This window comes from Rhizobium metallidurans, assembly GCF_014196505.1.
GTDB classification, from domain to species: Bacteria; Pseudomonadota; Alphaproteobacteria; order Rhizobiales; family Rhizobiaceae; genus Rhizobium; species Rhizobium metallidurans.
The window spans coordinates 377,157-395,359 of sequence record NZ_JACIDW010000003.1 but is presented as its reverse complement, the minus strand read 5'-3'; the positions used below and the strand labels follow the sequence as shown (position 1 = coordinate 395,359).

Below are 18,203 nucleotides of genomic sequence, written 5' to 3'. Positions count from 1 at the left end.
GCCCTTGGGTGTCCTTTGGGGATCTCCTTGGGCGCGTCTTGGGGGCATCTTCTGATCTAGGGTGCAGCCCGGCACTTTTCCACAACGGCGCGGATCGTCGAACCTGCGAACGCAAAAAAGCCGCGCGCTCGCTGGAGCACGCGGCCGGATCGATCAGGATTTTCGTTTCGGCTTACTGCAGGGTACGCGGCGGCAGGCCCTGGGCAAGCGTCGCGCCTTGCTGGGCGGGGGCCACGCCGGCGCCCATGCCATCAAGGCCGGTGGCGACGACGGAGACGCGGAACTTGCCATCCAGATTGCGGTCGAAGATCGCGCCGACGACGATATCGGCATCGTCCTGCACTTCGTCGCGGATACGGCTTGCGGCTTCATCGACTTCGAACAGCGTCATGTCTGAGCCGCCGGAGATCGAGATCAGCACGCCCTTGGCGCCGCGCATCGAGATGTCGTCGAGCAGCGGGTTGGCGATCGCGGCTTCGGCGGCCTTCATCGCGCGCTCTTCGCCCGAGGCTTCGCCCGTGCCCATCATGGCGCGGCCCATGCCGCGCATGACCGACTTCACGTCGGCGAAATCGAGGTTGATCAAGCCTTCCTTGACGATCAGGTCGGTGATGCAGCCGACGCCGGCGAACAGCACGCGGTCGGCGGTCATGAAGGCGTCGGCGAAGGTGGTCTTCGCGTCGGCGATGCGGAAGAGGTTCTGGTTCGGGATGACGATCACGGTATCGGCAGCCTGGCGCAGCGCCTCGATGCCGGCTTCGGCCGTCTTCATGCGGCGGTTGCCTTCGAAGGTGAAGGGCTTGGTGACGACGCCGACCGTCAGGATGCCGGCGTTGCGGGCCGCCTGCGCGATAACGGGTGCGGCACCCGTGCCGGTGCCGCCGCCCATGCCGGCGGTGACGAAGCACATGTGCGAGCCGGCCAGGTGATCCATGATCTCGTCGATCGATTCTTCAGCAGCCGCGCGGCCGATCTCGGGCAGCGAGCCGGCGCCGAGGCCTTCGGTGACATGCGCGCCGAGCTGAATACGGCGCGATGCCTTGGATGTCGCAAGCACCTGCGCGTCGGTGTTGGCGGCAATGAATTCCACGCCTTCGAGGCTTTCCGCGATCATGTTGTTGATGGCGTTTCCGCCGCCGCCACCAACGCCGATCACCGAAATTCTGGGCCGCATCTCGGAAATTCCGGGCTTGGCGTTCGTCATCGCAATCTCCTTCGTGCGCATTTTTTCATGGGCTCCACCGCATTATCGGGACCCGAATCGCGCATCAGCCTATGGGCGCAAGAAGGCAGAGCCGGGGCGAAAGAACAAGATGCAGGCTTTTCTAAAATTTATCCGGAACCTTTTTTGAGGTTGGCGCATTAGATCGATTCAAGCCAGTCAAAATGCCTTTTCAAATGAAAGTTCGCCTGCCCATAAAGAGAGGAGTACCGCGCAGATGCCTATGCTCGCTTCCAGCCAGTCGATAGCCCCTCCGAAAGACCATATCGTGACCGCACAGGAAGCGCTGGAGCCGCTCTTCCTGCAGATCGAAGCGGAAGCCGAATTGCGGATGATTTCCGCGGCGCTCAAGGCCGGTTGGTCGGCCGAGGACGCTGTGACCGCGATCGACGAATTGCGTCGCACCGAGTTGCTGCCCGGCAATCGCTGAGCACCAAAAAATCATTCGCCTTCGAGGCCGGATGGCCTATCTCTACCGCGGTCAAGTGATTGCGGAGATAGGATTTCATGACCATCAAGACCATCTGCATTTTTGGTGCCGGCGCCCTTGGCGGGATGATCGCCACAAAAATAGCGGCGTCGATTGGACGCGACGTCACGGTGTCGGTCGTGGCGCGCGGAGCGCATCTCGACGCGATCCGCCGCGACGGGCTGACGCTGCATGAGGCCGGTTCCGAGACGCCGATCAACGTCAAGGTGGTGGCGACGGACAATCCGGCCGATCTTCCGCCGCAAGACCTCGTCATTACCGGGCTCAAGGGCCATCAACTCAGCGCCGCCGCCGAGGGCATGGGCGGATTGCTCAAGGACGACACGCGCGTCGTCATGATCCTCAACGGCATTCCGTGGTGGTATTTCCACCGCGACGACCATCCCGAGTTCGCCGAGCTGCAGTTCGAGGAACTCGATCCCGGCGGGGCGCTCTGGAGCCTTGTCGGGCCGCAGCGGGTTATCGGTTGCGTCGCGCATCAGGGTGCGGAGGTCAGCGAACCCGGCAATATCAGGCTCAGCAACAAGGGCCGCTTCATCCTCGGCGAGCCCTCGGGCGAGATCACCGGCGACCTTGAGGCCATTCAGGCCCTGCTGCGGAAGGCCGACCTCAGCGTCACGCTGTCACCGGAGATCCGCGACGACATCTGGAGCAAGCTGATGGGCAATGCTTCGTTCAATCCGATCAGCGCGCTGACGCGTTCCTCCATGTCCGATCTCATGACCGACGTTGCCGTCAGCGACCAGATCGGCAAGGTGATGAAGGAGGTCAAGGCGGTTGGCGAGGCGCTCGGGGCCAATGTGGGCATGTCGGTGGAGGAGCGCCTCGAGCAGGCCAGCCAGATCGGGCCCGTGCGAACCTCGATGCTGCAGGACCTCCTTGCCGGAAAGGCGCTGGAGATCACGCCGCTGGTCGGCATGGTCGTCGCGCTTGGCAGGCTGACCTCCGTTCCGACTCCGGTCTCCGAAACCTTGCTCGCGATGGTCTCGCGGCTCGATCGCGAGAACTGCAAGCCGGCCTCCTGACGGGCTTGGTCAGCCGCTTGCCCTCTCAAGGCGCTCACGAAATGAGTCCGGAAACCCCTCCAGCGCCTTGAAATCATCTCGCTTTAGTTAAGCCAGTCCGCCATGCGGTCGACCGCCTCGGCGATCTCGGCTTCGGAGCCGGCGTAGGACATGCGCATCGCGCGATGTCCCTCCAGCGGATCGAAATCGAGGCCCGGCGTCGCGGCGACATCGATCTCGGTCAGCATGCGCCTGGCGAATTCCATGCTGTCGTTGGTGAAGCGCGTGACGTCCACATAGGCGTAGAAGGCGCCATCCATCGGCGAAGCGATCGGCAGTCCCATTTCCGGCAGGCGCCGCATCAGGAAGTCGCGGTTGGCGGCATAGCTTGCCTTGTAGACATCGAGTTCATCCTCGGCGCCGAGGGCCGCGGCCGCGGCGATCTGCGACAGTTCGGGCGCGGAGATATAGAGGCTTTGGGCGACCCGCTCGATCGGCCGCACGAGGCGATCGGGAAGCACCATCCAGCCGATGCGCCAACCGGTCATGCAATAATATTTCGAAAACGAGTTGATGACGATGGCGTCGTCGGTCACCGCGAGCGCGCTCGTCTCCTCGCCCGCGAAGGTCAGGCCGTGATAGATCTCGTCGGAAATGAAGGCGATCGAATTGGCCGCGCAATAGTCCGCGAGTTCGGCAAGCGCCTTGCGACCGGTCACGGTGCCCGTCGGGTTTGCCGGGCTTGCGAGAAGAACGCCCTTCAGGCGGATACCGCTTTCCCTTTGGGCCGCCTCGAGGCTTTCGGGCGTCAGCGTGAACTGCGTTTCGGCGGCAACGGGCACCTCGACAACCCTGAGACCGAGGGCTGAGAGAATGTTGCGGTATGCGGGATAGCCGGGCCTGGCGATCGCCACCGCATCACCGGCATCGAAGAGCGACAGGAATGCGAGGTTGAAGCCGGCGGAAGAGCCCGTCGTGATCGCGATGCGCGCGGGATCGATTTCAAGGTCGTGCCGCTCGCCGTAGTGCGTTGCAAGCGCCTGCTTCAGATCGACGATGCCGAGCGCATCGGTGTAGCCGATCCTGCCGTCGTCAAGTGCGGCTTTCGCCGCGTCGAGAGCCGCGCGTGGTGCCGGATGAGACGGCTGGCCGACGGCCATGGAAATCACAGGCAGGCCGCTCGCGCGCCGCCGTGTCGCTTCCGCCAGAACATCCATTGCGTGAAACGGCTCGACTGCACTGCGTTTGGAAATGGAAAACAAGGGTACTTCTCTTTCGGCTCGAATTGCGGCCCGACAAATGCCGCATTAGTAAGTTCTTCACAATCCCGCGACCATATAACAACCGCGAGAATTCCTGTTTCAATAGGCCCGGATGCACCGTATTTTTGCTGCTTCGCATTGCATTCCGGTCGCGGGACTGTGATACCCGAAGCATCGGACGACCGACATCACCCGCAAAGACGAGGATATCATGGCCATTCTCCCGAAAATCTTCATGGCGCTCGCGCTGACCGCCTCCGTTGTCTCCGCCCAGCCGGCCGCTGCACTCGACGACGCGCAGAAGAAGGAGTTCGGCGACTTCATCAAGCAATATCTCATCGAGAACCCGGAGATCATGCTCGATGTTCAGAACGCCCTGCAGAAAAAGCAGGAAGCCGCACGCCTGGTCAAAGCCAACGCGACGATCTCGGAAAACAAGGCGGCGATCTTCGATTCCAAGTACGACATGGCGCTCGGCAACCCGAAGGGCGATGTCACGATCGTCGAGTTCTTCGACTACAATTGCAGCTATTGCCGCCGCGCCCTGTCCGACATGCAGACCATCCTGAAAAAGGATCCGAACATCCGCTTCGTGCTCAAGGAATTCCCGATCCTCGGCCCTGAATCGGTTGCAGCGCACAAGGTTTCGGCGGCCTTCCGCAAGCTGGCCCCCGAAAAGTACAGCCAGTTTCATATCGCCCTTCTCGGCAGCGATGGCCGCGCCAACGAGGCAAGCGCCATCGAGGTCGCGCAGTCGCTGGGTGTCAGCGAAAAGGAAATCCGCGCCGAGATGGCGAAGGACCCGAGCGACGCATCCGTGCAGGAAACCTATTCTCTGGCGCAGAGCCTCGGCATCACGGGCACGCCATCCTACGTGATCGGCAACGAGCTGGTGCAGGGCGCGGTCGGTTACGAAGACCTCGAGACCAAGGTCAAGAACATGCGGACCTGCGGCAAGACCAGCTGCTGAGCCGGCCCCCATCAAATTGCCGGAATCCGAGTGCTTCAGCCATGTGGACAATATGGCGTGATTCCTGATGCCTTATCCAAAGGGCTTTCATTAAGCCTTTGGTGAGTCTATAGGTTGCCCTCGCACATTTGACGGAACACTCGATGACGCAAACCATTTTCGTCCTGAACGGGCCAAACCTGAACATGCTCGGCAAAAGAGAGCCAGGCATTTACGGCGGCAAGACGCTTCAGGACATCGAGGCGGACTGCAGGTCTGCCGGGCGAGAGCTTGGCTTCGATATCGATTTCCGCCAAAGCAACCATGAAGGCCAGATCGTCGAATGGCTGCACGAGGCCGACGACAAGGCAATCGGCGTTGCGATCAACGCCGCCGCCTACACGCACACATCGGTTGCGCTTCATGATGCGATCCGCGCCATTTCCATTCCCGTTGTAGAGCTCCATATCTCCAACGTTCATGCGCGGGAAGAATTTCGCCACAAGTCGATGATCGCGCCCGCCGTAAAGGGCGTCATCTGCGGCTTCGGACCATACAGCTACATTCTGGCGCTCCACGCGCTGAAGAACGTCACCGCATAAAAAGACAGGGCAAAACTCATGGCTGAAAAAAAGAACGGTATCGACCAGGCACTGATCCGCGATCTCGCGAACATCCTCAACGACACGGATCTGACCGAGATTGAAGTCGAGCAGGACGATCTGCGCATCCGCGTTTCGCGCGCCGGCAACACGCAGTATGTCCAGGCGCCGATGGCTGCCCCCGCCTACGCGGCCGCTCCGGCAGCGATTGCCGCGCCGGCTGCTGGCGCAGCACCTGCCGCCGCCGCTCCGGCACGCAACCCGGCCAACACGGTCACCGCGCCGATGGTGGGCACCGCCTACATGGCGCCGGCTCCGGGCGCGCGCGCCTTCATCGAAGTGGGCGCGACGGTCAAGGAAGGCCAGACGCTGCTCATCATCGAAGCAATGAAGACGATGAACCAGATCCCTGCCCCGAAGTCGGGCAAGGTCGTTGAAATTCTTGTCGAAGACGGCGCGCCGGTCGAATACGGCCAAGCTCTCGTGGTCGTCGAATAAGGCGGACGTCATGGTCTCGAAAATCCTCATCGCCAACCGCGGGGAAATCGCCCTTCGCGTGCTTCGCGCGTGTAAAGAGCTCGGTATTCCCTGCGTCGTCGTTCACTCGACCGCCGATGCCGACGCCATGCATGTGCGCCTGGCCGACGAAAGCGTTTGCATCGGCCCGCCGCCGTCGCGCGACAGCTATCTGAACATTCATCAGATCGTCGCTGCCTGCGAGATCACCGGCGCCGACGCGGTCCACCCCGGCTACGGCTTCCTGTCGGAGAACGCCAAGTTCGCCGAAATCCTCGAAGCGCACGGCATCACCTTCATCGGCCCGACCGCGGAACACATCCGCATCATGGGTGACAAGATCACCGCCAAGACGACGGCGCAGGAACTCGGCATCCCCGTCGTTCCAGGCTCCGACGGCGAAGTGAAGACCGAGGAAGACGCGCTGAAGACGGCCGCCGAAATCGGTTATCCGGTGCTGATCAAGGCGACCGCCGGTGGTGGCGGTCGCGGCATGAAGGTTGCCAAGAGCCCCGACGATCTGATCGAGGCCTGGTCGACGGCCCGTACCGAGGCGGCCGCCGCTTTCGGCAACGAAGCCGTCTACATGGAAAAGTACCTCGGCAAGCCGCGGCACATCGAAATCCAGGTGTTTGGTGATGGCGAAGGCAATGCCATCCATCTTGGTGAACGTGACTGCTCGCTGCAGCGCCGCCACCAGAAGGTCTGGGAAGAAGCCAACTCGCCTGCCCTCAACGTCGAACAGCGCATGAAGATCGGCCAGGTCTGCGCCGACGCCATGAGGAAGCTGAAGTATCGCGGCGCCGGCACGATCGAGTTCCTCTACGAAAACGGCGAGTTCTATTTCATCGAAATGAACACCCGTCTTCAGGTCGAGCACCCGATCACTGAAGCGATCACCGGCATCGATCTCGTGCACGAGCAGATCCGCGTCGCTTCCGGCGGCGGTCTGTCGGTCACGCAGGATGAGATCCACTTCCATGGCCACGCCATCGAATGCCGTATCAACGCCGAGGACGCGCGCACCTTCGTGCCCTCGCCCGGCACGATCACGCATTTCCACGCACCTGGCGGTCTTGGCGTGCGCATCGATTCGGGTGTCTATCAGGGCTACAAGATCCCCCCCTACTATGACAGCCTGATCGGCAAGCTGATCGTGCACGGCCGCACCCGCGTCGAATGCATGATGCGTCTGCGCCGCGCGCTTGACGAGTTCGTGGTCGACGGCATCAAGACGACGCTGCCGCTCTTCCAGGATCTGGTCGACAACCAGGATATCGCCAACGGCGACTACGACATCCACTGGCTGGAAAACTATCTGGCCAGCAAGCCGGCTTAACCGCAATGGCAGGGTCGCGCAGGAAATCTCCAGGCATCACACCGGAAATTCTCCTGCGCGCCTATTCCATCGGGCTCTTCCCGATGGCCGAATCGGCTGACGATCCCGAGATCTTCTGGGTCGAGCCCGATCTTCGCGGCGTGCTGCCGCTCAATGATTTCCACGTTTCCAAAAGCCTCGCCAAGACCATCCGGCGCAAACCGTTCGAGATCCGCTTCGATCATGATTTCGAGGCCGTGATCGCCGCCTGCGCCGAGGAGACGTCGGGACGGCCGAGCACCTGGATCAACCAGACGATCAGATCACTCTACGCCTCGCTCTTCCGCATGGGGCACGCGCATACCGTCGAGGCATGGGACGGCGATGAATTGGTGGGCGGGCTTTACGGCGTATCGCTCGGCGCCGCCTTTTTCGGCGAGAGCATGTTCTCGCGGCGCACGGACGCCTCGAAAATCTGTCTCGTGCATCTGGTGGAACGGCTGAAGCAGAAGGGTTTCGTCCTGCTCGACACGCAGTTCACGACCGAACACCTGAAGACCTTCGGCGCGATCGACGTTGCGAAGGACGAATACGAGCATATGCTCGCCGCGGCGATGGATTCGCCGCATCTCGAATTCTAGAAAACTGCTGATATTACCTGGCGGCCTTACTTGGCGGCATTGTCGGGCGCGGGCACATCCGACGTCGCCTTGCAGTCCTTCAGCCACACGTCGTAGATCGGATGCTCGACGGCGTTGAGGCCGGGGCTGTCGGCGAACATCCAGCCGGTGAAGATGCGGCGGATCTTGCGATCCAGCGTGATCTCGTCAACCTCGACGAAGCCGTCGATCTTCTGGGCTTCGGTCTGGTCGCGCGAATAGCAGGCCTTGGGCGTGACCTGCAGGGCGCCGAACTGGACCGTTTCATTGACGTAAACGTCGAAGGTGGTGATGCGGCCGGTGATCTTGTCGAGGCCGGAAAAGACGGCGACAGGATTGTCGATGCGGGCGGCCAGAGCCGTCTGCGGCAGAAAGGACGAGCCAAGCGCCAGAGCGATCCCGGCGGCACGCAGGACGGGGTTCCGCGTGAGAAGCTTCATATCTTTCCGTCTCCACCGCATTTCAAAAATAGAAGGCCGCAGTGTCTGCGGCCATTCTGCGGGTATAGGTCAATTGTGGCCAAAAGCGGGGCCGGACAGCCTATCAGCTGCCGGGCGTCCATGCGTCGTAGTCGCCGGTGACCCGCGGGCGTTCGCCGGCAACGACGAGCGAGCCCGGCGGACGATAAGCCTGCGGCGAACCGGTCGGGTTGGCGCGATGCGCGACCTGCCAATCCTTGGCGACATAGGTCTCCTTGGACGGCGGAACGTCCGTGCGGTAGTGCATCCAGCCATGCCAGCCCGGCGGGATCGCCGATGCGTCCGCGTAGCCCTTGTAGATCACCCAACGGCGCGGCAGCCCGAAGGAGGTGGTGCCGCCTTCGTAGTAGACGTTGCCCAATTCATCTTCGCCGACGCGCTTGCCGAAGCGCCAGGTCGCGAAGCGGGTGCCGATCGTCTGACCGTTCCACCAGGTGAAGATTTGCAGGAGGAGAGTTTTCATGTCTTTTCCTTGTGCCTGCCTTGGGAGCAGACGGGACCAGAATTCGATCTTTTGCTTATGCCGCCAGCAGCGCCGGTTGTCCAGCGATTCCGCAGCCAAAACAGTTCATTTCAGCGCCATCTTGAAGCCGAGATGGGACGGTTCGAAGCCGAGCCGCTCATAGAAGCGATGAGCATCCTTGCGCTTGGCATTGGAGATGAGCTGCACCCGAGGAAGCCCACGCGCCCTCGCCTGTTCGATACAGAATTCGATCATCCGGGCGCCGATGCCCTGGCCGCGCATGTCACTGCGCGTCTGCACGGCTTCGATGATCATGAAGGACGCGCCGCGGCCGGTGAGCGTCGTCGCGATCACGATCTGGAAGGTGCCGATGACTTCGCCAGCCAGCTCGGCGACGTAGAGCGTCTGGTCGGGAGAGGCGGCGATGGTCTCGAAGGCGCGCTCGTAGTCAGGCAGTGCGTCTTCGCAAACCGTATCGCCGTGGCCGCCGATATCGTCGGCGGCGAACATGGCGATCAATACCTTCAGATCGTCCCGGCGGGCTTCGCGAATGATGATCTGCTTGGTCATGGACAACGCTTCAATAGCTGGCGAGCGGCTTTTCGAGGATCAGCGCCGGGATGCCGGATTGGCCGGGGCCGTTGTTTTCGGACCGGCCGACATCGGCGAAACCGAGCTGGTGATAGAAGCCGATCGCCGCCTCGTTGCGCGGTTCGACCTCGAGCCGCATGATCTCGGCCGCCGGAAAGCAGGTTTCGAGTTCGGCGAAGATATCGCGGCCGATGCCCTCGCGCTGCAGCGCGGGGCGCACGTAAAGCAAATGCAGCATCACCGTCTTGGTCATCTCGCCGGACATGGCCGCATAGCCGACGCCACCAATCTCCTTGCCGTCGTCGGCCACCAGGAATTCGGCGTTCTTGTTTGCCATGCGCGTCTTCAACGCCGCGGGCGAGAAGAGCGTCGCGACCAGCTCATCAACCTTCGGCGCGCCAAGCAGCGCGTCGTAGGTCGCATGGAAGGTTTCGACCAGGAGAGCGCGAACCTTGTCGAGATCGCGCTCGCTGGCGGTGCGGACGAAGTAGACCATTTTCTTCCTTCCGGCATCGGCTATCCGAAAACCGCTTCACACTTTTCGGCGATGCCGGATGACCTATTCCTCGACGATGCCAAGCTTGGCCTTGACCAGAGCCTGAACGGCCTGCGGGTTGGCCTTGCCGCCGGTCGACTTCATCACCTGGCCGACGAACCAGCCGGCGAGCGCGGGCTTGGCCTGCGCCTTGGCGACCTGATCAGGGTTGGCGGCGATGATCTCGTCCACGGCCTTCTCGATGGCGCCGGTGTCGGTGACCTGCTTCATGCCGCGGCTTTCGACGATCTCGGCCGGGTCACCGCCTTCGCTCAGAACGATTTCGAAGACGTCCTTGGCGATCTTGCCGGAGATGGTCTCGGCCTTGATGAGGTCGATGATCGAACCGAGCTGAGCGGCGGAAACCGGAGTCGATTCAATATCCTTGCCGAGTTTGTTCAAGGCGCCCAAGAGGTCGTTGATGACCCAGTTGGCGGCCATCTTGCCATCGCGGCCCTCGGCAACGGCTTCGAAGTAGTCGGCGATCGCCTTTTCCGACACGAGCACGGAGGCGTCGTAGATGGAGAGACCGAGTTCGCGCACGAAGCGCTCCTTCTTGTCGTCGGGCAGTTCCGGCAGGTCGGCCGCGAGTGCCGAGACATAGGCGTCGTCGAACTCGAGCGGCAGCAGGTCGGGATCCGGGAAATAGCGATAATCGTGCGCGTCTTCCTTCGAGCGCATCGAGCGCGTCTCGCCCTTGCCGGCATCGAACAGGCGGGTTTCCTGGTCGATCACGCCACCATCCTCGAGGATGGCGATCTGGCGGCGGGCTTCGTATTCGATCGCCTGGCCGATGAAGCGGATGGAGTTGACGTTCTTGATCTCGCAGCGCGTGCCGAAGGCTTCGCCCGGGCGGCGCACGGAGACGTTGACGTCGGCGCGCATCGAGCCTTCGTCCATGTTGCCGTCGCAGGTGCCGAGATAGCGCACGATCGAGCGCAGCTTGGTCATGTAGGCCTTGGCCTCATCCGACGAGCGCATGTCCGGCTTGGAGACGATTTCCATCAGGGCGACGCCCGAACGGTTGAGGTCGACATAGGACATGGTGGCATGCTGGTCATGCAGCGACTTGCCGGCGTCCTGTTCCAGGTGCAGGCGCTCGATGCCGATCTCGATATCCTCGAACTGGCCCTGACGATCCGGACCGAGCGAGATCACGATCTGGCCCTCGCCGACGATCGGATCCTTGAACTGCGAGATCTGATAGCCCTGCGGCAGGTCAGGATAGAAATAGTTCTTGCGGTCGAAGATCGAGCGCTTGTTGATCCGCGCCTTCAGGCCGAGGCCGGTGCGGACCGCCTGGGCAACGCATTCCTCGTTGATAACAGGCAGCATGCCGGGCATGGCGGCATCGACGAGCGATACGTTGGAATTCTGCGGCTTGCCGAATTCGGTCGATGCGCCGGAGAACAGCTTCGAATTGGACAGCACCTGCGCATGGACTTCCATGCCGATGATGACTTCCCAATCGCCAGTGGCGCCGGGAATGAAGCGTTTCGGATCAGGCGTGCGAACGTCGACAAGGGTCATGGAAATGCTCTTTTGAGGCTATCTTATTCAACTGGTGAGGTAACGGAAATGACCTTCCGGTGCAAGGCTTTCGGCATGGTCTCGACCATTGCGGCCCGGACAGCTGGCATTTTTCGGTTGTTAACGGGCCGCCGCTAAACTTCGCGGATGCTTCTCACCGATCTCGCCAAAATCATCGGACTGTTTGCCGCGTGGAACGGGCTGGTGTTCGCGATCTACTTCGTCGACAAGCAGGCGGCGCGCGATGGCCAGTGGCGCATCAGCGAAAAAACGCTTCTGACGCTTGCCTTCCTTGCCGGCAGCCCCGGCGCCGTCGGCGCGCAGCAGCTGCTGCGCCACAAGACCCGCAAGGAGCCGTTTCGCTCCGAGCTGATGGCGATCTGCGCCCTACATCTGCTCGCCGTGGTCGCGCTCGTGTCCGGCATCACGGCCAGGATGCTTGGGCTGATCTAGAAGGCGCCATACGGGCCATCGCCCTGCGACGACACCGGCTTCGACAGCCCAACCGAGGGGACGTCCCGGTCGAGCTTGGGATTGTAGGCGACCGACAGCCAATGGATGGCGTAACCATTCTTCTTGAAAAAAGTGATCGCCTCGTTGTTCTCGGCGTGGGTCTGCATCATCACGCTATCAAGCCCCTGCTCCGCCACTTCCTTCTCGATCGACCGCAACAGCGCCGAACCGAGGCCATGGCCGGTGAAAGACGGATCGATCCAGAAGTCGGAAATCGTCTCATCGAGATTTTCGCGGGCGGCCCAGCCGGCCGTGTGGCCGTGCCACTCGATGACGGTGATGGTCAGCCAGCGGGTCTCGGCGAAATTGAGGAAGGCATTGCGGGCGGCGGGCGCCATCGCATCAGCTTCGCCGATCGGCGCCATCGCCCTTTGCCAGGCGCGCAGGCCGATCTCGCTCAGGGCCCCAGCCTCTCCCTCATGTGCATTGCGAATCGTGATCAATCAGAACCTCCGAAACACCGAGGAAATTAAAGCACTGAATCAGGCCATATCAAACCCTTACCTCACGTCAGGCAAGATTTGTCCCGCATTGCGGCAGACGAGCTTGCTTGACGCGGAGACGGGCTCGGCCTATCAAATCCCGATGTTGAGCTCGCAATCAGAGACCCGGTAAAGGCCCTGCCCGCAAGTTTTCTTGCGCGCATGGGCCCGACGAGAACGAAGCCCTGACGTCCCATCCGGACGCCAGATCGTTTTTGTGCGCCTTTGGATGGCGCGAGACCGGATCAACATCTCATGGACATTTCACGCGCGGAACAGCGCATCCTGCACCTGCTGGCACAGGGCGGCCGCATCGAAATCGAACGCGACGACAAAAAGAAGATCGAAGCCGTCAACTGCCTCACCCGCGACGGCTGGCTCTACCGCGGCTTCGACATGGAGCTCTTTCGAAGGCTCAAACGGCTGAAGGCGATCAGATCGCAGACCGGACAGCCATACCGGATCACCGAGCGCGGGCTGCGGCTGGTGCGCTCGCAGCTGGATAACCGGTGACAGGGAAACGGCGCCATCAGGGCGCTGTTTTCACCAAATCAGCGTTGAAGCAGGCGATACTTTGATAGATTTAGACCGGTATCGCGGTAGGAGGCATCGACGGAGCAGCTATCGTCAGCCACCATATATTTGCCCTTGGCGACATCCGCGGTCGCCAAGCTTATCTTATACCGACGCTGCAGATAGCCATAGAGCGCCCAATCTTCGGCGGCGGCGCCGCAAACAGTTACGACACGCTCGCAGCCCTCCGTTGTTGGGCAGACGCGATCCGAAATGCGCGTCGCATTGGCGATCGTCTCCGCATCGGCACCCGGGCGACCGATGTTGAAACCGACTAGGATGATGCTCAGCGCTAGCGCCGCGATTAGACCAAGCAAAAGACGACGGGATGAAGTCTCATTCAGTGCGGTGAGAGATCGAATAACCGCCGGCGCACTAGCAATCGCGAAGGCGGATGAGAAGTATGCCAGCGAGGGATTGAAATAGAAGCTGGCGACGCGCGGACTGACGAGCAACGGAAGTGAGGCCGAAAAGCCGACGAGGACCAGGAAGACGGCAGTTTGTCGCCGCGCCTGCTTTATATCGCGAGGCAGTTCGGGGCGGCTTCCCCAGCGCCTGTCACAAAGCAGGACAATCAACGTCAAGATTGCCGGATAGGCATTGACGCGGACGAAGGCGCGTACGGCATTCCAGTTGCCGCCGCCACTGCCGCGCTGACCGGTCAGACTCGGCACCAACTGTATCGAGAGATAACGCTGGATCGCGTCTCGGGCGTCGTCCAGCTGCCAGAGAGCTGCAAAGAAAGCGGCTACAGTCGCCGTCATGACCAGTGTGTCAAAGATGACGGAGACTAGGGTTTGACGGCGAAATGCCAGCCACCATATCCCCGGCGTTGCAAGCGGAAACAGACCGACCAAGCCTTTGGTCATCAGCGCCAACGCCACCAAAATCCCTGCCGCGACCATCAAGACCGAGCGCAAAGCAACGCTCTTCGCACCGGTGCCGCCGTAAGCGATGACAACACAGTAGATGGCGAGCGAGGTGAAAACGATCAGCAGGTTTTCGAGCATTCCATTGGTGAAACCCCAGCTAACGCGTCCGGCAACGAGCGCCATGATCAAGGCCAGAGGGCCTGCCGCCCGAATATCTTGATCGTTTACGTGCAGTCTCCGCCAAATCTTAAGCAGAATAAAGCCGCTGGCGACAAGCGTCATCAAGGAGAAGCATTTCTCGACGGCGATCGTGTCGCCGAACAAACGAAAAGCAATCGCTTCGAGCCACATCATCAAGGGTGGATGTTCGGCGAAGATCGAAAACAAGGTCTCCGAGAACTGCAGTCGCCACGGTGATCCAGCACCTCCAGCGAGGTTGCGCGCGATGCTAGCATAGATAGCACCATCAAAAAACATCGACTGATGCACGAGTTGACGCAGCACCAGCACGCAGATGATAATCGAAAGAACGATCCAGAGCGGCTTTACAGCATCCGCTGTCTTGGACTGCATGGGGCGCGCCTCGTCTACTTCCAGATGAACTTGTTGGCGATTACGAACTTCCAGACTGTATCGATGGCGATGCCCGCCAGCGTGGCAAGGAAGACCACGTGAACGAGCCGTTCATAGGCAAGAGTTGCGGCTGAAACGTTGGCGACGATACCGACGGAGGATACGAGTAGAAACTTCAGATAGCCCCAGAACTTGTTCCAGCCGCGCAATCGACGATCCTGGAAAGTCAGTAGATTGTTGAGGAGGAAGTTGCTGGTGGCCGCCACCAGCGTCGCTGCGGTCTGCGCCGCCATGAAAGGCACTGTCAGCGCCAATGCGCTGTAAAGCACCGACAGGTGAACGAAGAGACCCAGCCCCCCAACGAACAGGAACGAAATCAGGTTTGCTGGCACGATGCCACGGGTCATCTTGCTGAGGAGGAAGGTGACGAATTTCCAGATGACGTAGCTATCGAGCTTGGATTCGCCGCTGAGCCGCGCCTGGAAATCAAATGGCACTTCAGCGTGGCGCAGTTCCTTGTGGGAATAGAGGATATCGAGGAGGAGCTTGAAACCCGCATCTCCAAGTTCCGGAGCGACGCGCAGAAAAACCTCGCGTCTGATGACGAAAAATCCCGTCAATGGATCGACCAGGCGGCGCCCCAAGACAAAGCTGCTCAGCCAGTTTCCGACCTTAGACAACGCGTTACGGACCGGCGACAACGCATCCGCCTGGCGCTCGTCGCCCAGCCGACGGGCGGCGCTGACGATGTGCAAGTCATCCCGATGCAGTCGATCGACCAGATCCTTGACCACCTCAGGATTATGCTGGCCATCGACGTCCATCACACAGAGCAGCCCGCCCTTTGCAGATAACATGCCCTGGATACTCGATTTCGCGAGACCTCTATCCTTCAGGCGCGTTATAACGCGTATCCGCGGGTCATGCGCAGCATAGTCGAACACTTTCTGCGCCGTTCCGTCGGCGGAGTCATCATCGACGAAGATGATCTCCCAATCCTTATCGCGGAGGGCAGCCTTCGTGCGTTCGATGAAAGGAATGACGTTTCCCGACTCATTGTATGTCGGGGCGATAATAGAAATACGACCTGCGGGCAAAACGTTATCCACCAATAGAAACCAACCGCACGTAGCAGGTCCTCAAATAGAAATCCAGCGAGACACCTAAACGATCAGCATCATCAATCTGGATACTTGTGGACCGATCAATCCGAGGTGAAAAACCAGCGACCGAAACACGGCAACTCCGGATGCCGTGCCGTTTTCACTTAGCCAGCAATGCCGGGCGCATGGCGGCCCACTCATCGCCGAACGAACCTGTCGCAGCTGTCTTGCCCGCCTGCCGATACCAGTAGCCGGCATTCCACTCATCGCCTTCGATGCGGTGACAGAGTGCGTGGCCCCAGTCGAAAGACTGCTCTCCTTCACTGGCCTGGCAGAGATTGTGCACGGCCTCCCATTCCGCTCCCATCACGAAATCCGCGGCGGCCAGACGGTCGAAGGCCTCGACGAGCGTTGCAATTTGCGATGCCATAAACCTTCTCCTGTCCGTAGGCGTCAGCGTAGCGCCTTTTCCATATGAACCTTCTCGAGATCGATCCCCATACTCTTGGAAAACTCGATCCCGCGCCAGACGACAGCAAAGCCGCAGCGCTCATAAAGCCGGATCGCGCCTACGTTGCTGGCATGCGTATCGATGCGCGCCAATGGATGACCGTCCGCCGAGATGAGTTCGAGTATGTGGCGGACCAGCTTTTTGCCAATACCCACGACCTGATGATCCGGATGCACCCAAACGTCCGATACGTAGTCGCGCGCACCGTCTCGGGCCGCCCAGCCTGCGATTACGCCATCAAGTTCCGCGACATGCACGTCGCCCGATGTGCTTGCGGGAAAAATCGAAAACTCGTGCCGAACACGTTCGGAAATCTCGGATGTGAGATCATAATGCTTGAAGGCGTCGCTGGACTCCCAGGCCGCAAAACCGACTTCGCCGACCAGCATGTGGTCGGCGATGGTCATGTCCCTGATTTTCAGTCCGCTTACCACCACTTAGCGGGGGTGAAGCGGCCGGCGGCCTGTTCGATGACGTGGGCCGTCTTGAAGAGGGTTTCTTCCTCGAACGGCTTGCCGATCAGCTGCAGGCCGAGCGGCAGGCCCTTGTGGTCGAGGCCGGCGGGGACGGCGATGCCGGGAAGGCCGGCCATGTTGACGGTGACGGTGAAGATGTCGTTGAGGTACATCTTGACCGGATCCGATGCCAGGTCCTCGTCGGCGACGCCGAAGGCGGACGACGGGGTGGCAGGCGTCAGGATGGCGTCGACACCGGCGTGGAAAGCGAGGTCGAAGTCGCGCTTGATCAGCGTGCGGACCTTCTGGGCCTGGATGTAATAGGCGTCGTAGTAACCGGCCGAGAGAACATAGGTGCCGATCATGATGCGGCGCTTGACTTCCTTCCCGAAGCCGGCGGCGCGGGTCTTCTCGTACATGTCGGCAATGTCCTTGCCGTCGACGCGCAGGCCGTAGCGCACGCCGTCGTATCGCGCGAGGTTCGAAGACGCCTCGGCGGGCGCGACGATGTAATAGGCCGGCAGCGCATATTTGGTATGCGGCAGCGAGATGTTGACGATCTCGGCGCCCGCATCCTTCAGCCAGGCGATGCCCTGCTGCCAGAGCGTTTCGATTTCTTCCGGCATGCCGGCGACGCGGTATTCGTTGGGAATGCCGATCTTCATGCCCTTCAGCGACTGGCCGAGAACGGCTTCGTAATCGGGAACCGGCAGATCGACCGAGGTCGTGTCCTTGGCATCGACCGAGGCCATCGACCTCAGGAGGATGGCGGCGTCGCGGACGTCGCGGGCGATCGGGCCGGCCTGGTCGAGCGACGAGGCGAAGGCAACGGTACCCCAGCGCGAGCAACGGCCGTAGGTCGGCTTGATGCCGACAGTGCCGGTGAAGGCGGCGGGCTGGCGGATCGAGCCGCCGGTGTCGGTGGCGGTGGCGCCGGCGCAGAGATGGGCTGCAACGGCAGCGGCCGAGCCGCCCGAGGAGCCGCCCGGAACGAGCTGCTGGTTCGAGCCTTCGGCGCGCCAGGGGTTGATGACCGCACCGTAGTGCGAGGTCTCGTTGGAAGAGCCCATGGCGAACTCGTCCATGTTCAGCTTGCCGAGCATAACGGCGCCGTCGTCCCACAGGTTCTGCGTGACGGTCGATTCGTAATGCGGCTTGAAACCGTCGAGGATGTGGCTGCAGGCCTGGGTGTGGATGCCTTCGGTGGCGAAGAGATCCTTGATGCCGAGCGGAATGCCTTCGAGTTCACCGCCCTTGCCGCTGGCAAGACGGGCGTCGGAGGCTTCGGCCATCTGCAACGCCTTTTCAGGCGTCACCTTGATATAGGCGTTGAGCTTGTCGTTGGCCGCCTCGATCGCCGAGATGTAGGCTTCGGTGAGTTCGGTCGCTTTGATTTCCTTGGCGCGCAGCTTGGTGCGGGCTTCGGCAATGGTCAGGCTGGTGAGTTCGCTCATGATGGTTCGCTTCAAATCTTGAATGGCAACGAGGTCGGAAAGCGGCG

General features: G+C 61.1%; 22 protein-coding genes. 9 read left to right on the top strand and 13 right to left on the bottom strand.

The window, feature by feature from the left end; all coding sequences use genetic code 11:
* Window positions 1-172: 172 nt before the first annotated feature.
* Window positions 173-1,204 carry a cell division protein FtsZ gene (gene ftsZ, locus GGQ67_RS08670; RefSeq protein ID WP_246400144.1) on the bottom strand — a complete coding sequence of 344 codons (1,032 nt, stop codon included), beginning with the start codon at window positions 1,202-1,204 and terminating at the stop codon, window positions 173-175.
* Window positions 1,205-1,439: 235 nt separating this feature from the next.
* On the opposite strand from ftsZ, the gene GGQ67_RS08665 reads away from it, so the two are divergent.
* Window positions 1,440-1,652, top strand: coding sequence for a hypothetical protein (locus GGQ67_RS08665; RefSeq protein ID WP_183899745.1), 213 nt, complete (start codon window positions 1,440-1,442; stop codon window positions 1,650-1,652).
* Between the two features lie 77 nt (window positions 1,653-1,729).
* Window positions 1,730-2,737: a ketopantoate reductase family protein gene (locus GGQ67_RS08660; protein WP_183899744.1), complete on the top strand. Its 1,008-nt coding sequence runs from the start codon at window positions 1,730-1,732 to the stop codon at window positions 2,735-2,737.
* Between the two features lie 83 nt (window positions 2,738-2,820).
* Here the strand turns inward: GGQ67_RS08660 and GGQ67_RS08655 are convergent, their stop codons facing one another.
* A complete protein-coding gene (locus tag GGQ67_RS08655; RefSeq protein WP_183899743.1) occupies window positions 2,821-3,978 on the bottom strand; it encodes a pyridoxal phosphate-dependent aminotransferase in 1,158 nt (385 codons plus the stop codon).
* Between the two features lie 211 nt (window positions 3,979-4,189).
* On the opposite strand from GGQ67_RS08655, the gene GGQ67_RS08650 reads away from it, so the two are divergent.
* From GGQ67_RS08650 to aat, 5 genes are all read left to right on the top strand, one after another.
* Window positions 4,190-4,948: a DsbA family protein gene (locus tag GGQ67_RS08650; RefSeq protein ID WP_183899742.1), complete on the top strand. Its 759-nt coding sequence runs from the start codon at window positions 4,190-4,192 to the stop codon at window positions 4,946-4,948.
* Window positions 4,949-5,091: 143 nt separating this feature from the next.
* Window positions 5,092-5,529: a type II 3-dehydroquinate dehydratase gene (aroQ, locus tag GGQ67_RS08645; RefSeq protein ID WP_183899741.1), complete on the top strand. Its 438-nt coding sequence runs from the start codon at window positions 5,092-5,094 to the stop codon at window positions 5,527-5,529.
* 18 nt (window positions 5,530-5,547) lie between these two features.
* Window positions 5,548-6,027 carry an acetyl-CoA carboxylase biotin carboxyl carrier protein gene (gene accB / locus GGQ67_RS08640; RefSeq protein WP_183899740.1) on the top strand — a complete coding sequence of 160 codons (480 nt, stop codon included), beginning with the start codon at window positions 5,548-5,550 and terminating at the stop codon, window positions 6,025-6,027.
* Window positions 6,028-6,037: 10 nt separating this feature from the next.
* Window positions 6,038-7,384, top strand: a complete 1,347-nt coding sequence (accC, locus tag GGQ67_RS08635; RefSeq protein ID WP_183899739.1) for an acetyl-CoA carboxylase biotin carboxylase subunit — start codon at window positions 6,038-6,040, stop codon at window positions 7,382-7,384.
* Between the two features lie 5 nt (window positions 7,385-7,389).
* Entirely contained in the window at window positions 7,390-8,004 is a 615-nt protein-coding gene (gene aat / locus GGQ67_RS08630) for a leucyl/phenylalanyl-tRNA--protein transferase (protein ID WP_183899738.1), read from the top strand.
* Between the two features lie 26 nt (window positions 8,005-8,030).
* On the opposite strand, the gene GGQ67_RS08625 is transcribed toward aat, so the two are convergent.
* From GGQ67_RS08625 to gatB, 5 genes are all read right to left on the bottom strand, one after another.
* Window positions 8,031-8,462 (bottom strand): DUF2155 domain-containing protein, encoded by a 432-nt coding sequence (locus GGQ67_RS08625; protein WP_183899737.1) that lies wholly within the window; start codon window positions 8,460-8,462, stop codon window positions 8,031-8,033.
* Window positions 8,463-8,565: 103 nt separating this feature from the next.
* Window positions 8,566-8,964 carry an NADH:ubiquinone oxidoreductase subunit NDUFA12 gene (locus GGQ67_RS08620; RefSeq protein ID WP_183899736.1) on the bottom strand — a complete coding sequence of 133 codons (399 nt, stop codon included), beginning with the start codon at window positions 8,962-8,964 and terminating at the stop codon, window positions 8,566-8,568.
* Between the two features lie 105 nt (window positions 8,965-9,069).
* Window positions 9,070-9,534 carry a GNAT family N-acetyltransferase gene (locus GGQ67_RS08615; protein WP_183899735.1) on the bottom strand — a complete coding sequence of 155 codons (465 nt, stop codon included), beginning with the start codon at window positions 9,532-9,534 and terminating at the stop codon, window positions 9,070-9,072.
* Window positions 9,535-9,544: 10 nt separating this feature from the next.
* Window positions 9,545-10,051: a GNAT family N-acetyltransferase gene (locus tag GGQ67_RS08610; protein ID WP_183899734.1), complete on the bottom strand. Its 507-nt coding sequence runs from the start codon at window positions 10,049-10,051 to the stop codon at window positions 9,545-9,547.
* Window positions 10,052-10,114: 63 nt separating this feature from the next.
* Window positions 10,115-11,620 carry an Asp-tRNA(Asn)/Glu-tRNA(Gln) amidotransferase subunit GatB gene (gene gatB / locus GGQ67_RS08605; RefSeq protein WP_183899733.1) on the bottom strand — a complete coding sequence of 502 codons (1,506 nt, stop codon included), beginning with the start codon at window positions 11,618-11,620 and terminating at the stop codon, window positions 10,115-10,117.
* 147 nt (window positions 11,621-11,767) lie between these two features.
* On the opposite strand from gatB, the gene GGQ67_RS08600 reads away from it, so the two are divergent.
* Entirely contained in the window at window positions 11,768-12,073 is a 306-nt protein-coding gene (locus tag GGQ67_RS08600; protein ID WP_183899732.1) for a DUF1294 domain-containing protein, read from the top strand.
* Here GGQ67_RS08600 and GGQ67_RS08595 read toward each other — a convergent pair.
* Window positions 12,070-12,576 carry a GNAT family N-acetyltransferase gene (locus tag GGQ67_RS08595; protein WP_183899731.1) on the bottom strand — a complete coding sequence of 169 codons (507 nt, stop codon included), beginning with the start codon at window positions 12,574-12,576 and terminating at the stop codon, window positions 12,070-12,072. The genes GGQ67_RS08600 and GGQ67_RS08595 overlap by 4 nt on opposite strands.
* Window positions 12,577-12,870: 294 nt before the next feature.
* On the opposite strand from GGQ67_RS08595, the gene GGQ67_RS08590 reads away from it, so the two are divergent.
* Window positions 12,871-13,128: a YjhX family toxin gene (locus GGQ67_RS08590; RefSeq protein WP_183899730.1), complete on the top strand. Its 258-nt coding sequence runs from the start codon at window positions 12,871-12,873 to the stop codon at window positions 13,126-13,128.
* A 38-nt stretch (window positions 13,129-13,166) separates the two neighbouring features.
* Here GGQ67_RS08590 and GGQ67_RS08585 read toward each other — a convergent pair whose 3' ends face one another.
* The 5 genes from GGQ67_RS08585 to gatA all read right to left on the bottom strand — a co-directional run bounded on the left by GGQ67_RS08585 (window position 13,167) and on the right by gatA (window position 18,156).
* On the bottom strand, window positions 13,167-14,633 hold the full coding sequence (locus GGQ67_RS08585; RefSeq protein WP_183899729.1) for an ArnT family glycosyltransferase: 1,467 nt from the start codon (window positions 14,631-14,633) through the stop codon (window positions 13,167-13,169).
* 14 nt (window positions 14,634-14,647) lie between these two features.
* The gene (locus GGQ67_RS08580; protein WP_183899728.1) at window positions 14,648-15,730 is read right to left on the bottom strand and encodes a glycosyltransferase; all 1,083 of its coding nucleotides are present in this window, start codon (window positions 15,728-15,730) and stop codon (window positions 14,648-14,650) included.
* Window positions 15,731-15,896: 166 nt separating this feature from the next.
* Entirely contained in the window at window positions 15,897-16,166 is a 270-nt protein-coding gene (locus tag GGQ67_RS08575) for a hypothetical protein (RefSeq protein ID WP_183899727.1), read from the bottom strand.
* A gap of 23 nt (window positions 16,167-16,189) precedes the next feature.
* The gene (locus GGQ67_RS08570) at window positions 16,190-16,654 is read right to left on the bottom strand and encodes a GNAT family N-acetyltransferase (protein WP_183899726.1); all 465 of its coding nucleotides are present in this window, start codon (window positions 16,652-16,654) and stop codon (window positions 16,190-16,192) included.
* 20 nt (window positions 16,655-16,674) lie between these two features.
* Entirely contained in the window at window positions 16,675-18,156 is a 1,482-nt protein-coding gene (gene gatA, locus GGQ67_RS08565; protein ID WP_183899725.1) for an Asp-tRNA(Asn)/Glu-tRNA(Gln) amidotransferase subunit GatA, read from the bottom strand.
* Between the last annotated feature and the right edge of the window lie 47 nt (window positions 18,157-18,203).

Coding starts and splice junctions, on each gene's coding strand:
- ftsZ (WP_246400144.1), bottom strand. CDS start 1,204: ATGACGAACGCCAAGCCCGGAATTTCCGAGATGCGGCCCAGAATTTCG.
- GGQ67_RS08665 (WP_183899745.1), top strand. CDS start 1,440: ATGCCTATGCTCGCTTCCAGCCAGTCGATAGCCCCTCCGAAAGACCAT.
- GGQ67_RS08660 (WP_183899744.1), top strand. CDS start 1,730: ATGACCATCAAGACCATCTGCATTTTTGGTGCCGGCGCCCTTGGCGGG.
- GGQ67_RS08650 (WP_183899742.1), top strand. CDS start 4,190: ATGGCCATTCTCCCGAAAATCTTCATGGCGCTCGCGCTGACCGCCTCC.
- aroQ (WP_183899741.1), top strand. CDS start 5,092: ATGACGCAAACCATTTTCGTCCTGAACGGGCCAAACCTGAACATGCTC.
- accB (WP_183899740.1), top strand. CDS start 5,548: ATGGCTGAAAAAAAGAACGGTATCGACCAGGCACTGATCCGCGATCTC.
- accC (WP_183899739.1), top strand. CDS start 6,038: ATGGTCTCGAAAATCCTCATCGCCAACCGCGGGGAAATCGCCCTTCGC.
- aat (WP_183899738.1), top strand. CDS start 7,390: ATGGCAGGGTCGCGCAGGAAATCTCCAGGCATCACACCGGAAATTCTC.
- GGQ67_RS08625 (WP_183899737.1), bottom strand. CDS start 8,462: ATGAAGCTTCTCACGCGGAACCCCGTCCTGCGTGCCGCCGGGATCGCT.
- GGQ67_RS08620 (WP_183899736.1), bottom strand. CDS start 8,964: ATGAAAACTCTCCTCCTGCAAATCTTCACCTGGTGGAACGGTCAGACG.
- GGQ67_RS08615 (WP_183899735.1), bottom strand. CDS start 9,534: ATGACCAAGCAGATCATCATTCGCGAAGCCCGCCGGGACGATCTGAAG.
- GGQ67_RS08610 (WP_183899734.1), bottom strand. CDS start 10,051: ATGGTCTACTTCGTCCGCACCGCCAGCGAGCGCGATCTCGACAAGGTT.
- gatB (WP_183899733.1), bottom strand. CDS start 11,620: ATGACCCTTGTCGACGTTCGCACGCCTGATCCGAAACGCTTCATTCCC.
- GGQ67_RS08600 (WP_183899732.1), top strand. CDS start 11,768: ATGCTTCTCACCGATCTCGCCAAAATCATCGGACTGTTTGCCGCGTGG.
- GGQ67_RS08590 (WP_183899730.1), top strand. CDS start 12,871: ATGGACATTTCACGCGCGGAACAGCGCATCCTGCACCTGCTGGCACAG.
- GGQ67_RS08585 (WP_183899729.1), bottom strand. CDS start 14,633: ATGCAGTCCAAGACAGCGGATGCTGTAAAGCCGCTCTGGATCGTTCTT.
- GGQ67_RS08575 (WP_183899727.1), bottom strand. CDS start 16,166: ATGGCATCGCAAATTGCAACGCTCGTCGAGGCCTTCGACCGTCTGGCC.
- GGQ67_RS08570 (WP_183899726.1), bottom strand. CDS start 16,654: ATGACCATCGCCGACCACATGCTGGTCGGCGAAGTCGGTTTTGCGGCC.
- gatA (WP_183899725.1), bottom strand. CDS start 18,156: ATGAGCGAACTCACCAGCCTGACCATTGCCGAAGCCCGCACCAAGCTG.